The sequence below is a fragment of the Bartonella bovis 91-4 genome (assembly GCF_000384965.1).
Taxonomy (GTDB): domain Bacteria; phylum Pseudomonadota; class Alphaproteobacteria; order Rhizobiales; family Rhizobiaceae; genus Bartonella; species Bartonella bovis.
Window position 1 is genome coordinate 849,625 of record NZ_CM001844.1, and the last position, 14,847, is coordinate 864,471.

Consider the following 14,847-nt stretch of genomic DNA (forward strand, 5'->3'; position numbering starts at 1 on the left):
CTGTCTCAATTGCAGATGCTTCATGAAGCTTATAAAATATTTTCAATAATCACTATTATGAAGAATGTGCTATAATCCCTCTATTATACATAACATAAGTATATTTGCTCAATGAAAATGACTCAACACTTTACATTTTATTGAACTTCTTAAAATGATTTATAAACTTACATAATAAAAAAATAATGATCTCATTATGAAATAGGAGAAAACAATATGAATATTTGGTTATCAAACTATATTGGAACATCTGCAGCAAATATAATTACAAGCCTTGTGTTTCTTATAATAATAATCACAGCAATTGTTATAGTCATAACGCTTTTGCGCTATTTAAATAAAGGAGGATTCAATTTTAATAGAAAAAAACACCCATTGCGATTAATCATATCTGACATAATTGCTATTGATCGTACACGCCGCCTTGTTCTAATACGTCGCGATGATGTAGAACATTTAATTCTCATCGGTGGAGCGGCAGATACAGTTATAGAATCTAATATTGTCAAAACACAGATCTCATACGAAAATTATAACAGACCACAAAAAGACATACAGCCAACATCAAAAATGGCAGAAACTAATTTCAATGCTGCCTTTACTGAACAAACCTCTCTACACACCAATACAATTAAACCTGCACAAGACAATATCCCCTCCCCCTCCTCTCAACAAAATCAGCATTTAAAAGATTCGGCAATTACAGCTGAAATTGAAGGGCGGCAAGAACCGTCTTTCTTTATTCCTAGCTCAAAATAAAGTATTTCATTCTGATATCGAGTATCTTGCTTTTATGATAATAAATCGATTTTAATCATCACGATAGACTTTTTCTCGTCGTTCATGGCGTTCTTGCGCTTCTAATGATAAAACTGCAATTGGTCGTGCTTCAAGACGTTTTATACTAATAGGTTCTCCAGTTTCTTCACAAAACCCGTAAGTACCATTATCAATACGCTCCAAGGCTGCATCTATTTTTGCAATGAGTTTTCTCTGACGAGCACGAGCACGCAATTCGATTGCACGATCAGTTTCATAAGATGCTCGGTCAGTCAAATCAGATTGATTAGTATTTTCTCTTTGCAAACTTTCTAAAGTTTCACGAGTTTCTTTCAATATATCGCATTTCCAAGAAATTAATTTAGCGCGAAAATATGCTTTTTGTCGCTCGTTCATAAAAGGTTCATCTTCACTAGGACGATACTGACCACTAACGACTTTATTCATGCCACAAAATCTCCACATATGGTATGGGTGGTCTATATATTGTGCAATACCAATTAAAACAAGTGTAAAACATAATCTCTATAAAAATAAGAACATATTGAATTCATTATTCAAATTTTTAGCTCATTTTTTGTGTAGTATGTTGAAACTTTATAATATTTTCATTTAAAGAAGCTTTATAAATTTTTTTATTCCAGCATAAACCATAAAATCTGCCATATTAACTCTAAAAAAATAATTTTCTTAATTGAATGTAAAAAGTTCTCCGCAGAAATAAAAGGATAGTTTTTTAGTTTTCTATTATCTTCAAAAATGAAGCTTCAAGTGCCCTTAAATCATTAGAGAGAGTTGTATCCTCCACTCTGCAATTAAGTCTCATCACCTTATTCAAAACTAAAAAACAATTTTCCTAAGCAATATACAAAACACACAAGAATTGCGTAATGGATATATTAATCTGCCTTTCTTTTAGTAAAAACTTAAGACTAAAAAACCTTATAAAAAATTTGGCACGCTTTATTTATTCATACAAAAATCAAACACCAATACAATACAAAAACTTGAATGCCATATAAAGCATTAATTATTTTCTTATATAATTTCTGTAGGAAAAAGTTGGTGTAGAAAATATTGAACACTCTATATTACTTAACGTAAAGCGGGATCTGAAATAAGAATCTATTATACCTACGTTTCATATTTTTATTGTCAATTTTGATAAAAATTACAAAATAAAAATTTTTTATCCAGTCTCTTGTATATAGTTAGATTTGACGAAAATGCATCTGCAATATAAAAAGACGCTTTACCCATTTCTTTTCTGGAAAGAGCTACCTTTAAAACCTATTAATACCTGATTAAACGGTAAATATTATATTAATATTTTTTCCAACCCGTAAAAACAGACATTTTTCAAAAAGAATTAAGTTTCACAAATATATACAAATCGTAGCTTAAAAATCAGTAACAGTAGAATATTTTTATTTTAAATTACCCCAAATTATATAGCTATCGCGATTAAAAAAAACAGACTAATTAAGCATTTACATTAAAAATTTTAAATAGAAACTTGATAAATATTATTATTTTAATTTAAAGTTTACGCTAACTTAAGACTGATCATTAAAAATTTAAACATGATAAAAATAAATAACCAAAATTCACCTAATAATAAAACAGCAATTATAAAGACAAAACATGATAGTCACGATTAAAATACATTAAAGCGTCTTTTTCTTGATTGCGGTTTATCGCAACAACTTCACCAATCAAAATATAATGAGTCGCGTGTTGGTGCCAACAAATCAAACGGCAGTCAAATGAAGCCAAAGCACCTGATAAGCTAGGTGCGCCAGTCTGTAAAACATTCCATTGAGCTGTATTAAAGCGTTCAGTTTGTGTAAAACCACAACGTCCAGAAAAAATTTCCGACAATGAACGATGTTTCCCTGCTAAGCTATTGACACAAAAATTTCCATTTTCCACAAATAACTTATTTTTAGAATTATGTCGCATTAAGCAAACAAGAAGCATTGGAGGATCATCTGATAAAGAACAACAAGCCGAAACTGTTACCCCACGTCTTCCTTTAGCACCATTTGTCGTTACAATATGCACAGCTCCTCCTAAACGACTCATAGTATCGCGATATTCTTGTGAAGAAACCGTAGCAATTTTTTGAAATTTAGGCATTAAATCTTTTGTACGATTTTGCATATTTTTCACTTATAGATAGCTTTCAAAAATTCAATGGATATTTCAATAAATTGATTTATTACGTATTCTTATTCTTTTATATCATATATGAACAACAAAAATGTATATTTTATCACACAATATTATACGCTAAAAGGGCTTAAACTTAGGAGATCTTAATGCCCCGTCCCCATTTCATTTCACCTTCACTTTTGGCTGCTGATTTTTCTAAACTCGGTCAAGAAGTATCAGATGTTGTTGATGCTGGTGCAGATTGGCTTCACCTTGATATTATGGATGGCCACTTTGTCCCTAATATTACCTTTGGCCCTGATATTGTTAAAGCACTGCGCCCACTAACCAAAACAATATTTGATGTTCACCTCATGATAGCACCTGTAGATCCTTATCTTGAAGCCTTTGCGCAAGCCGGTTCAGATATTATAACCATTCATGCAGAAGCAGGTCCTCATATTCATCGCTCACTGCAAACAATTAAAGCAATGGGAAAAAAGGCAGGAGTTTCAATCAATCCAAGCACACCAGAGCATGTGCTTGAATATTTTCTTGATCAACTAGATCTCATTCTTATTATGACTGTCAACCCAGGTTTTGGTGGACAAAACTTTATCTCAGAAATGAAAAATAAAATCGAACGAGTAAAAAATATGATTGCCAATCGGCCTATTGATCTTGAAGTTGATGGTGGCATTACAGTTGATACAATTGGAATAGCTGCAAAAGCTGGTGCAAATGTATTTGTTGCAGGATCTGCAGTTTATAAAAATGGTAACAAAGATCTTTATAAAACACGCATTAACGCACTGCGCCAAGCCGCAAAACTCTCATAATAAGGAAAAAATCATGATCGAGCGTTATTCTCGCCCTGAAATGGTAACAATTTGGTCACCAAAGACTAAATATCGTATCTGGTTTGAAATTGAAGCACATGCCTGTGATGCGTTAGCTCAGCTCGGTGTTATTCCAGAAAAATCAGCTAAAATTATTTGGGAAAAAGGTGAAGCTGCTGAATTTGATGTTAATCGTATTAATGAAATTGAAGCGACTACAAAGCATGATGTCATAGCATTTTTAACCCACTTAGCTGAATTTATTGGACCAGAATCTCGTTTTATTCACCAAGGCATGACATCATCAGATGTTTTGGATACAGCATTTAATGTTCAATTAATGCGCGCTAGTGATATTCTTCTAAAAGACATAAATCAACTTCTTGAAGTATTAAAAAAACGTGCCTTTGAACATAAAGAGACGATTACTATTGGACGTAGTCATGGCATTCATGCCGAACCTACAACATTTGGAGCTAAACTTGCCCTTGCATATGCCGAATTTCTGCGTTGTCACAAACGTCTTCTTGCTGCGCGAGAAGAAATTGCCACTTGTGCCATTTCAGGAGCTGTTGGCACTTTTGCTAATATTGATCCCCGTGTTGAAGAACATGTAGCACAAGCACTAGGTATGCGTGTTGAACCTGTTTCCACCCAAGTAATACCACGTGATCGTCATGCTATGTTCTTTGCAACACTTGGAGTTATTGCTTCATCTGTTGAAAGGCTAGCCATAGAAATACGCCACCTGCATAGAACAGAAGTTCTTGAAGTAGAAGAATATTTCTCACCTGGGCAAAAAGGCTCATCTGCTATGCCTCACAAACGCAATCCAGTTTTAACAGAAAATCTCACTGGATTGGCACGTATGGTGCGCACATTTGTAATGCCTGCTATGGAAAATGTTGCGCTTTGGCATGAACGTGACATTTCACATTCATCTGTTGAACGTTATATTGGCCCTGATGCTACCATTACCCTTGATTTTGCGCTTTCTCGATTAACATCTGTGATTGAAAATTTAATTGTTTATCCAGAAAATATGCAAAAAAACCTCAATAAATTTCGTGGTCTTATTCACTCACAACGCGTGCTTTTAGCACTCACACAAGCTGGTATAAGCCGTGAGAATGCTTATCACCTTGTTCAACGAAACGCGATGAAAGTTTGGGAACAAGGAAAAGATTTTTTAGAAGAATTGCTAAAAGATGAAGATGTCACAAAAGCTTTAAATGAAGCAGATCTTCGTGAAAAATTTGACCTTGCTTACCATACTAAACATGTTGAGACAATTTTTAGACGTGTATTTGGATAATAGCAAAAATTGTACAAAAAATAAAAATTTTCTGTTTTTGTTAATTCAAAACACGTTTTCATAAAGAAAGACATTCATGAAAGCAAATCAACTCGATATTCTTATTGTCCCCGGCTACAAAGGATCTGGTCCAGATCATTGGCAAACACGTTGGGAACAAAAACTATCTACTGCCCGCCGTGTCCAACAAACTCATTGGTCAAAACCCGTATGCGAAGAATGGATTAATGCAGTAAAAAATGCCATTGCACAAGCCAATAAACCTGTTGTTATCATTGCTCACTCATTGGGAGTGCCAACCGTTATTCACGCAACTGCTCAAAATGCAGAAAAAGTTTGTGGTGCTTTCCTTGTTGCCCCACCAGATGTAGAAAATGAAAAAATACGCCCCAAGCATCTAATGACATTTGGTCCATATCATCGCAAAAAACTCCCCTTTCCTTCAGTGCTCATAGCAAGCCGCAATGATGAATTCTGCCAATTCTCAGTAGCAGAAAATCTTGCTAAAGATTGGAATGCACTTTTCGTTGATACTGGACAGTCTGGGCACATTAATGTAGAATCTGGTCATGGTCCTTGGCCTGAAGGGCTTATAATTTTCTCCCATTTTCTTGCAAAACTTTAAAGATAATATGAACCACTTTCAAAAATACATTCTATATTACTCTACCCTACATTATTAATGCATACCCTATAAGAGGATTAAATATTTTTACCGTGCACTAGTCATGCTGAAAAACTGAACAAATTATTCACTTTGCCTGATTGCATTAATGTTTTTGCCAGACTATAAAAGTTTAAATTTCATTTATATGCTTTAGATAACAAAAATTGTAATAAACATATAGCAATTCATTGAGAATTGTTGCTAATTAAGATAATACTTTCATCAACAATATTAAGACTTTTCAACGAATAGAGAATTATGATGAACCGTCGTCACCGCATTTATGAAGGTAAGGCCAAAATCCTATATGAAGGGCCTGAACCAGGTACTTATATTCAGTTTTTTAAAGATGACGCAACTGCATTTAATGCTAAAAAACATGAAATCATTGATGGTAAAGGAGTTTTAAATAACCGTATTTCAGAGCATATTTTTACTCAGCTTGGCCGTTTAGGTATCCCAACACATTTTATCAAACGTATCAATATGCGTGAACAGCTTATCAAAGCAGTTGAAATTATTCCGCTGGAAGTTGTTGTACGTAACGTTGCTGCAGGTTCCCTTTCTAAGCGCTTAGGATTAGAAGAAGGAACAGTTCTTCCTCAGTCTATTATTGAGTTTTACTACAAAAACGATTCCCTTGACGATCCAATGGTGACGGAAGAGCATATCACTGCTTTTGGGTGGTCTGCCCCACAAGAAATAGAAGAAATTATGCAACTTTCAATTCGTATTAATGATTTTCTTTCTGGGCTTTTTGCAGGTGTTGGTATTCAATTGATTGACTTTAAAATGGAATTTGGCCGTTTATGGGAAAGTGAAACAATGCGTATCGTTCTTGCTGATGAAATCTCACCTGACTCTGCCCGCTTATGGGACATGCAAACGCGAGAAAAAATGGATAAAGATCGTTTCCGCCGCGATATGGGTGGGCTTATTAACGCTTATCAAAATGTTGCAAAACGCCTTGGTATTATGAACGAAAATGATCCTCCACGACCAAGTGGTCCAGTTTTAGTTAAATAAGAAACAAAGTAATGCAACGTTGCCTTGCTTTAAAAAGAGAGAGTTAATTCTTCAAAAAAATGTTTTAAAAACAGGAAATAAAAATGAAAGCACGCGTTATAGTTACCTTTAAAAGCGGCGTTCTTGACCCTCAAGGAGAGGCGATTACTAGCGCTTTAAATAGCTTAGCTTTTACCGGCATTCAATCTATTCGCCAAGGAAAAGTGTTTGATATTATTCTCGATGACATACCCACTGAAACAGCAAAACAAAAACTTGAACAAATGTGTAAACAATTACTTGTAAATACTGTTATTGAAAATTACACCATAGAACTTCTGTGAGCGGATCACTCGATGAAAACTGCTATCATTCAATTACCCGGATTAAATCGCGATCAAGATATGATTACAGCATTATATCAAATAACAGGTATTCAACCGCTTAAAATTTGGCAAACAGAAACAACAATTCCTCAAGTTGATATGATTGTTATCCCTGGTGGTTTTTCCTATGGTGACTACTTAAGATGTGGTGCTATTGGTGCGCGAATGCCAGTTATGCAAGCTGTGCGTGAAAAAGCACAAAAAGGTGTTATGATTATGGGGGTATGTAATGGTTTTCAAATTTTGCTAGAATCTGGATTGTTACCAGGCGCTTTAATGCGCAATACTTCATTAAAATTTGTTTGTCGTGAAATAAAACTTGAAATCATTAACGCTGATACAAAATTTTCTCGATGCTATTCCAAAGGACAAATCATTCGCTGTCCTGTTGCTCATCATGATGGAAATTACTTCGTTGACAATAATACATTGAAACAAATGGAAGACAATAAGCAAATTATTTTCCGTTATGCAGAAAATACAAATCCCAATGGTTCGATTAATGACATTGCTGGTATTGTCAATAAAGCTGGCAATGTTCTTGGTATAATGCCTCATCCTGAAAATTTCATTGAGGCCGCACATGGTGGTGATGACGGCCGTTTATTGTTTCAAAGTATTTTAGCTTCGAAAAATTAATGTGTGAAGTGAACTTTGCCAAGAAAATTTTTACACTTACAATAATAAATTATGTTATCCTAAACACATCAAGTGTGGTTTAAAAGTTCAAAGTCTTACTATAAATTTGTTTGTCTTGCTTTTAAATTTTATGCTTATTATTCAAGTTCAAATCATTTTCATATTTTAATCGCGCTTTATAATATTTTAAAAAATTGACCACTAGAATCTAAAGCATAACTAACCAAAGCCTCAATTTTCAGTTCTTTAATAGCTTTATTATCAAATAATGAAAATACCAATATATTAAACAGCTTGGATTAAAAGTGATAACAAAATTAAAATCTGATCAATACAACGGAAATACTAATGAACTTTTGCAATAACATTGCCATTACACCAGAATTAATCGCACAACATGGCCTAAAACCCGATGAATACCAACGTATCTTGGAGTTAATCGGTAGAAAACCAACACTAACTGAGCTTGGAATTTTTTCTGCGATGTGGAACGAGCATTGTTCTTATAAATCTTCTAAAAAATGGCTCAAAACTTTACCGACAAAAGGAAAGTGTGTCATTCAAGGCCCAGGTGAAAATGCTGGTGTTGTTGATATAGGCAACAACCAGTGTGTTGTTTTCAAAATGGAAAGTCATAACCACCCCTCTTACATTGAACCTTATCAAGGTGCAGCAACAGGTGTTGGTGGTATTCTGCGTGATGTTTTTACAATGGGTGCTCGCCCTGTCGCAAGTATGAATGCATTACGATTTGGATCTCCTGATCATCCCCGAACGCGTTATCTGGTTTCAGGGGTTGTTTCTGGAATTGGTGGTTATGGCAACGCTTTTGGTGTTCCCACTGTTGGTGGAGAAGTCAATTTTGACAAACGTTATAATGGTAATATTCTTGTCAACGCTTTTGCAGCTGGCATTGCAAAAACAGATTCTATTTTTTATTCCAAAGCGCAAGGTGTAGGACTTCCTATTGTTTATCTTGGTGCCAAAACAGGGCGTGACGGTGTTGGTGGAGCTACAATGGCTTCTGCTGAATTTGACGACACAATCAGTGAAAAACGTCCAACTGTTCAAGTTGGTGATCCTTTTACTGAAAAGTGCCTGCTTGAAGCTTGTTTAGAATTAATGGCATTAGGAGCCGTTATTGGTATTCAAGATATGGGAGCAGCAGGATTAACATGTTCTGCAGTTGAAATGGGTGCAAAAGGAAATCTAGGAATAGAACTCAATCTTGATAAAGTGCCTGTTCGCGAAGAAAACATGACAGCCTATGAAATGATGCTTTCTGAAAGTCAAGAGCGTATGCTTATGGTTCTAAAACCAGAACTCGAAAAACAAGCATCTGAAATCTTTAATAAATGGGGACTTCATTTTGCCATCATTGGAAAAACAACGGATGATTTACGTTTCCGCGTATTACATCAAGGGAAAGAAGTAGCTAACCTGCCGATCAAAGAACTTGGCGATAAAGCCCCAGCTTATGATCGCCCTTGGATAGAGCCTCCCCAAAAAACAACTCTTAGAGTAGAAGAAGTTAAAAAAGTTGAAAATCTCGGTGATGCATTACTTGCCTTACTAAACTCTGCCAATCAAAGTTCACGGCGATGGGTTTATGAACAATATGATACAATTATCCAGAGTAATACTCTTATTTGCCCAGGGGGTGATGCAGGTGTTATCCGCATAGATAATAGTGACAAACGTGCTCTTGCTTTTTCTTCTGATGTAACACCTCGCTATTGTGAAGCTGATCCTTATGAAGGAGGGAAACAAGCCGTCGCAGAGTGTTGGCGTAATATTAGTACCACGGGTGCAACACCACTAGCTGCTACTGATAATCTCAATTTTGGCAATCCTGAAAAACCTGAAATTATGGGGCAGCTAATTTTTGCCATTAAAGGTATAAGTGAAGCTTGCAGAGTACTCGATTTTCCAATCGTTTCAGGAAATGTTTCCCTTTACAATGAAACTAATGGAGTAGAAATTCTTCCTACGCCTACAATCGCTGGTGTTGGTATCCTTAATGATTGGTCAAAAATGGCTACAATAAATAATATGCAAAATGGAGATATTATAGTTTTAGTTGGCCCTTGTGGTTCACATTTAGGGCAATCAATTTATGCACGCGATATTTTAAATATTGAAGCCGGCGCGCCGCCTTATGTGGATTTACAGCTTGAAAAAAAGAATGGTCAATTTGTTCGCAACGCTATTAATTGTGGTTTTATTCATGCTGCTCATGATATTTCCGATGGAGGATTAGCCATTGCTCTTGCAGAAATGGTAATTAAAGCAAATAAAGGAATTAGAGCAAAATTAAGTAACAAATTACCACATCATGCTGAACTTTTCGGTGAAGATCAAGGGCGTTATTTATTAGCAGTTACCCCCAATAAACTTAATGACCTTAAAACACTTGCTCAAACAAGCGAAGTTTCTTTAATGGAGCTTGGTATAGTTGAAGGCGACACGCTTGACATAAAAGACGTATTAACACTTTCAATATCTAAGCTAACACAAGCTTATGAAAGCTGGTTTCCAAAATTTATGGAAGAAAAATAAATAGAGGAGAATAACTCATGGCAATGAATGCTCATGCAATTGAAACTCTTATTCGTGAAAGTATCCCCGATGCAAAAGTGACAATCCATGACCTTGCGGGAGATGGTGAGCATTATGCTGCAGAAGTTATTTCAGAAAGTTTTCGGGGTAAAAGCCGTGTTCAACAACACAAGATGGTTTATGATGCTCTTAAAGGCAATATGGGAAATGCACTTCATGCTTTAGCTCTTCAAACAAGTGTACCTAAATAATTAAAAAATTTCTTCTTGCATTCACTTTGCTAATACGATTTAAAATAAAACCAATACACTATAATCCCTAAAATGTCACCAATATAAAGGAATAAAAATGACTATTGCTTACGATTTTATTGATAATGAAATTAAAACAAATGATGTCGTTTTATTCATGAAAGGAACACCTAATGCTCCGCAATGCGGATTCTCTGGTCAAGTTGTTCAGATCCTTGAGTATTTAGGAATAAACTATAAAGGAATTAATGTTTTAACTTCTGATGAATTGCGTCAGGGAATAAAAGATTATTCAAATTGGCCAACAATTCCACAACTTTATATCAAAGGTGAATTTATTGGTGGTTGCGATATTATTAAAGAAATGTTTCAAAATGATGAGTTACAAGAACTGCTCAAAGAAAAAAACATCACCTTTAATATATCATAAAATTAACTTTAATCTTATTAAGCCTTTTATAGACTGTTATTTAGTCAGATTTTTTTTATTTTAAAGGGTGTATATGTCATATTCGGTTGACGAACAAAAGCATATAGATGCAATCAAAAAAAGAATTGGATATAAAGAATTTGTCATTATCATTGCAGCACTGATGGCAATTAATTCTATAGCCATTGATATTATGCTGCCAGCTATGCCCAATATTTTAAATAGCTTTCATATTATTAACGAAAATGATCAGCATTATATCATTTCTTGTTATCTTATCAGCTTTGGTCTTACTCAAATATTTTTTGGGCCAATAAGTGACCGTTTTGGGCGGCGTAAACTTGTTCTCATAGGCCTTACCCTTTATTCATTAACAGCACTTGGTTGTGCATATGTAACAAGTTTTCCCTTATTACTTATTTTACGTATTTTGCAAGGCATTGGGGGCGCTGCAATGCGTGTGCTTACAATTTCCATGGTACGAGATCTCTACAACGGTCGAGAAATGGCAGAAGTCATGTCCATAGTCATGATGGTTTTTCTCATTGCCACAATGCTTGGACCAATAATAGGACAAACAATTTTATTTCTCGAGCATTGGCAACTTATCTTTATATTCATGGCATTTGTTGGTTTTGGATTGATGATTTGGATTTACCTGCGCCTACCTGAAACTCTTCATACACAGCGTTCTCTTTCCTTTTCTTCTATTAAAGATGGTTTATGCCTTGTCATTACCAACCGGACTGCACTTTGTTACACGCTTGCTACTTCCATTATGTTAGGATGCATCTTTATTGCTGTTAACACATCGCAACAAATATATGAAGGAATCTATAACTTAGGTTTTTTATTCCCTGTAGCTTTTGCAGCTAGTGCTGCATTTCAAGCGGTATCAGCTTTCTTAAATTCTCGACTTGTTCATCGTCTTGGGATGCGATGCATTGGTCACAGTATGCTTCTACTATTTTGTACCACTTCATGTATCTGGTTTATTGCATCAATTTTAACAGGTGGTATCATCTCTTTTTCTTTTTATATGCTATTGTATTCTATATTAATGTTTACGTGCGGTGGTATCATGGCTAATTTCAATACACTCGCTCTTGAACCTTTAGGAAAAATTGCTGGAACAGCAGCTTCTGTATCCGGTTTTCTTCAAATATCCATTGCTACAGGTCTCGGTTTTTTCATCGCACAACGCTTTGACGAAACAATGATTCCGAATTCAGCAGGATTTTTCTTTCTCAGTCTCATCGCTATCTTTCTTGTATTATGGGCTGAGCGTGGAAATCTTTTTAAAGATCACTCTAAATAAACATAGCTCTCAAAGGGATTTTATAATAATCCTTTTAAATTATACTGCCGATAAATCTAAATTTAAAAGAGCTTTTTGTTGTGCACTTTAAGTTAATAATTTAATATATTTACCATATTAATTAGTAAATCTTCCTGATTTTGGAAATCCTTTTGGAACCAAGCGTCCTACTCCAGCACGTGTTCCTATCCACTCAACAAGCTCATCAGCCTGGCGATTAAAACTGCGTTCAGCTGTATCTTGCCAACTTAAACCTTCTGATAAATTAAAGGTTTTGGCATCAACGATGCCACCATCTTTGTAACGCTGTAAACGAACACCTTTACCACGGCTCATTTCTGGTATTTGCTCTATGGCAAAGACAAGCATTTTGCGGTTTTCCCCCACTACTGCAACATAATCACCCTTTACCGGAACGCAAAGTTTTACCTTATCAGGAGATTTTACATGCATAATTTGCTTTCCTTTTCGTGTATTGGCAATCACTTCATTTTCAGAGACAATAAAACCATTTCCATATGCTGAAACCAAAAGCCGCTTTTCTTGCACATTATGCACAAAAGCCGTCAAAATATCGTGTTCACCATCCATATCCACCAAAATCCGAATTGGTTCACCGTGCCCTCTTCCTCCAGGTAAAACATTCGCATTAATAGTAAAAAATTTTCCACCAGTACTTACCACCACAATTTTATCTGTAGTAAACGCTGGCAATGCTAATTTTAAGCAATCACCTTCTTTAAAAGAAAGCATTTTGTAATCATTCAAATGACCCTTTAAAGCTCGCATCCAACCTTTTTCGGAAATAACAATAGTTACCGGTTCTTTTTCAATCATTGCTTGCTGAATATCATTAACATCGTGCTTTGGAGCATCCTCAAATGTTGTACGTCTTTTACCTAAAATAGTTTCAGGCCCAAAAATTTTTCGAACTTTTGTGATTTCATCTGAAATCACTTTCCACTGTTTTATATTGGAGGCTAATAAGGCTTGTAATTGCGCTTCTTCAGTCTTAAGAGACTCAAATTCTTTACGAATTTCAAACTCTTCAAGTTTTCGTAAAGAACGTAGCCGCATATTAAGAACAGCTTCAGCTTGATTATCCGTTAATCTGAAATGTTCAATCAATTCCTTTTTGGGTTCATCCTCTTCACGAAGAATTTTGATCACTTTATCAAGATTCAAATATGCGATAAGATATCCATTAAGAATTTCCAATCGATGATTAATCTCATTAAGTCGATAACTTGAGCGACGAACAAGAACTTCTTTACGATGGTCAAGCCATTGTTGTAAACTTTCACGCAAAGAAAGAACATTAGGTACTTTACCTAAAGTCAAAACATTGAGATTAAGGGGAAATCTCACTTCAAAATCAGTCAATTTAAAAAGTGACTCCATTAAGAGTTCAGCATCAACTGTACGATTTTTGGGAATAAGGACAATACGGATATCTTCTGCAGATTCATCATGAATGTCTTCAAGCATCGGCAAACGCCGTGCAAGTAATAATTCTGCCGTTTTTTCAATAAGGCGTGATTTTTGCACTTGATATGGAATTTCAGTAACAACAATGACATAAGAACCACGGCTACTTTGTTCTTGATGCCAACGCGAACGTAACCTAAATAATCCACGCCCCGTACAATATGATTCTTTAATGCTCTTTTTAGGTTCAACTAAAATACCACCTGTTGGAAAATCAGGCCCAAGTACAAACTGATTTAAATCCTCATTATTTGCAGTGGGATGAGCAATCAAATGCAATGCCGCATCACATAATTCAGCAACATTATGCGGTGGGATAGATGTCGCCATACCAACAGCAATCCCTGATGAACCATTGGCTAAAAGATTAGGAAAAGCTCCTGGTAAAACAACAGGTTCTTCATCTTCTTCATTATAAGTCAAACGAAAATCAATAGCATTTTCATTAATCCCTTCAAGTAACAACGCTGCAACTTCAGTCATACGTGCTTCTGTATAACGCATAGCTGCAGCATTATCACCGTCAATATTACCAAAATTGCCCTGCCCATCAATTAATGGGTAACGAACAGCAAAATCCTGAGCTAAGCGCACTAACGCATCATAAATAGATGCATCACCATGAGGATGAAATTTACCCATAACATCACCCACAATCCGCGCACATTTAGCATAAGACTGTCCCGGATTAAGCTTTAATAAACGCATTGCGTGGATAATACGTCGATGTACTGGCTTCAATCCATCTCGTACATCAGGTAATGCACGGTGTGTAATGGTAGAAAGCGCATAGGCCAAATAGCGTTCCTGCAAAGCAGAACGTAACTCTATTGGCTCAACACATTCTTTATCAAAAGACTCATTCATTTTAGTTGACATAGTACATGAATAAAAATTTTCAAAATAACAAATAAGTATGCCATAAGGCCTATAAGTGCAAATTTTTAATATCTGAATATTTTAAAATTATATTATGTAAATAGCTATTGTGAGTAAAAATAATAAGGAAATATATT

Annotated in this window: 14 protein-coding genes; 11 read left to right on the forward strand and 3 right to left on the reverse strand. The window is 35.3% G+C overall.

Translation table 11 applies throughout. The features are described 5' to 3' along the window. Positions 1–216 precede the first annotated feature (216 nt). Positions 217–759, forward strand: a complete 543-nt coding sequence (locus BBBE_RS03690) for a flagellar biosynthetic protein FliO (protein ID WP_010701255.1) — start codon at positions 217–219, stop codon at positions 757–759. Between the two features lie 51 nt (positions 760–810). On the opposite strand, the gene dksA is transcribed toward BBBE_RS03690, so the two are convergent. Both dksA and BBBE_RS03700 read right to left on the reverse strand, forming a co-directional pair. Further along, complete coding sequence (dksA, locus tag BBBE_RS03695; protein WP_010701256.1) at positions 811–1,227, reverse strand: RNA polymerase-binding protein DksA; 417 nt, start codon at positions 1,225–1,227, stop codon at positions 811–813. 1,182 nt (positions 1,228–2,409) lie between these two features. Continuing rightward, the gene (locus BBBE_RS03700) at positions 2,410–2,943 is read right to left on the reverse strand and encodes a flavin reductase family protein (protein WP_010701257.1); all 534 of its coding nucleotides are present in this window, start codon (positions 2,941–2,943) and stop codon (positions 2,410–2,412) included. A 158-nt stretch (positions 2,944–3,101) separates the two neighbouring features. Between BBBE_RS03700 and rpe the strand changes: the two genes are divergently transcribed. The 10 genes from rpe (at position 3,102) to BBBE_RS03750 (ending at position 12,343) form a co-directional block, all read left to right on the forward strand. Then, complete coding sequence (gene rpe, locus BBBE_RS03705; protein ID WP_010701258.1) at positions 3,102–3,773, forward strand: ribulose-phosphate 3-epimerase; 672 nt, start codon at positions 3,102–3,104, stop codon at positions 3,771–3,773. A gap of 13 nt (positions 3,774–3,786) precedes the next feature. Then, the gene (gene purB, locus BBBE_RS03710) at positions 3,787–5,088 is read left to right on the forward strand and encodes an adenylosuccinate lyase (RefSeq protein WP_010701259.1); all 1,302 of its coding nucleotides are present in this window, start codon (positions 3,787–3,789) and stop codon (positions 5,086–5,088) included. 76 nt (positions 5,089–5,164) lie between these two features. Further along, positions 5,165–5,713: an RBBP9/YdeN family alpha/beta hydrolase gene (locus BBBE_RS03715; protein WP_010701260.1), complete on the forward strand. Its 549-nt coding sequence runs from the start codon at positions 5,165–5,167 to the stop codon at positions 5,711–5,713. Between the two features lie 303 nt (positions 5,714–6,016). Continuing rightward, on the forward strand, positions 6,017–6,781 hold the full coding sequence (gene purC, locus BBBE_RS03720) for a phosphoribosylaminoimidazolesuccinocarboxamide synthase (RefSeq protein ID WP_010701261.1): 765 nt from the start codon (positions 6,017–6,019) through the stop codon (positions 6,779–6,781). Between the two features lie 83 nt (positions 6,782–6,864). Continuing rightward, positions 6,865–7,104 carry a phosphoribosylformylglycinamidine synthase subunit PurS gene (purS, locus tag BBBE_RS03725; protein WP_010701262.1) on the forward strand — a complete coding sequence of 80 codons (240 nt, stop codon included), beginning with the start codon at positions 6,865–6,867 and terminating at the stop codon, positions 7,102–7,104. 12 nt (positions 7,105–7,116) lie between these two features. Continuing rightward, on the forward strand, positions 7,117–7,785 hold the full coding sequence (gene purQ, locus BBBE_RS03730; RefSeq protein ID WP_010701263.1) for a phosphoribosylformylglycinamidine synthase subunit PurQ: 669 nt from the start codon (positions 7,117–7,119) through the stop codon (positions 7,783–7,785). A gap of 348 nt (positions 7,786–8,133) precedes the next feature. Next, positions 8,134–10,344, forward strand: coding sequence for a phosphoribosylformylglycinamidine synthase subunit PurL (gene purL, locus BBBE_RS03735; protein ID WP_010701264.1), 2,211 nt, complete (start codon positions 8,134–8,136; stop codon positions 10,342–10,344). Between the two features lie 17 nt (positions 10,345–10,361). Then, positions 10,362–10,595 carry a BolA/IbaG family iron-sulfur metabolism protein gene (locus tag BBBE_RS03740; RefSeq protein ID WP_010701265.1) on the forward strand — a complete coding sequence of 78 codons (234 nt, stop codon included), beginning with the start codon at positions 10,362–10,364 and terminating at the stop codon, positions 10,593–10,595. 97 nt (positions 10,596–10,692) lie between these two features. Continuing rightward, positions 10,693–11,025: a Grx4 family monothiol glutaredoxin gene (gene grxD / locus BBBE_RS03745; RefSeq protein ID WP_010701266.1), complete on the forward strand. Its 333-nt coding sequence runs from the start codon at positions 10,693–10,695 to the stop codon at positions 11,023–11,025. A 73-nt stretch (positions 11,026–11,098) separates the two neighbouring features. Then, positions 11,099–12,343 carry a multidrug effflux MFS transporter gene (locus tag BBBE_RS03750; RefSeq protein WP_010701267.1) on the forward strand — a complete coding sequence of 415 codons (1,245 nt, stop codon included), beginning with the start codon at positions 11,099–11,101 and terminating at the stop codon, positions 12,341–12,343. 117 nt (positions 12,344–12,460) lie between these two features. On the opposite strand, the gene parC is transcribed toward BBBE_RS03750, so the two are convergent. Continuing rightward, entirely contained in the window at positions 12,461–14,710 is a 2,250-nt protein-coding gene (gene parC / locus BBBE_RS03755; RefSeq protein ID WP_022708673.1) for a DNA topoisomerase IV subunit A, read from the reverse strand. Positions 14,711–14,847: the final 137 nt, after the last annotated feature.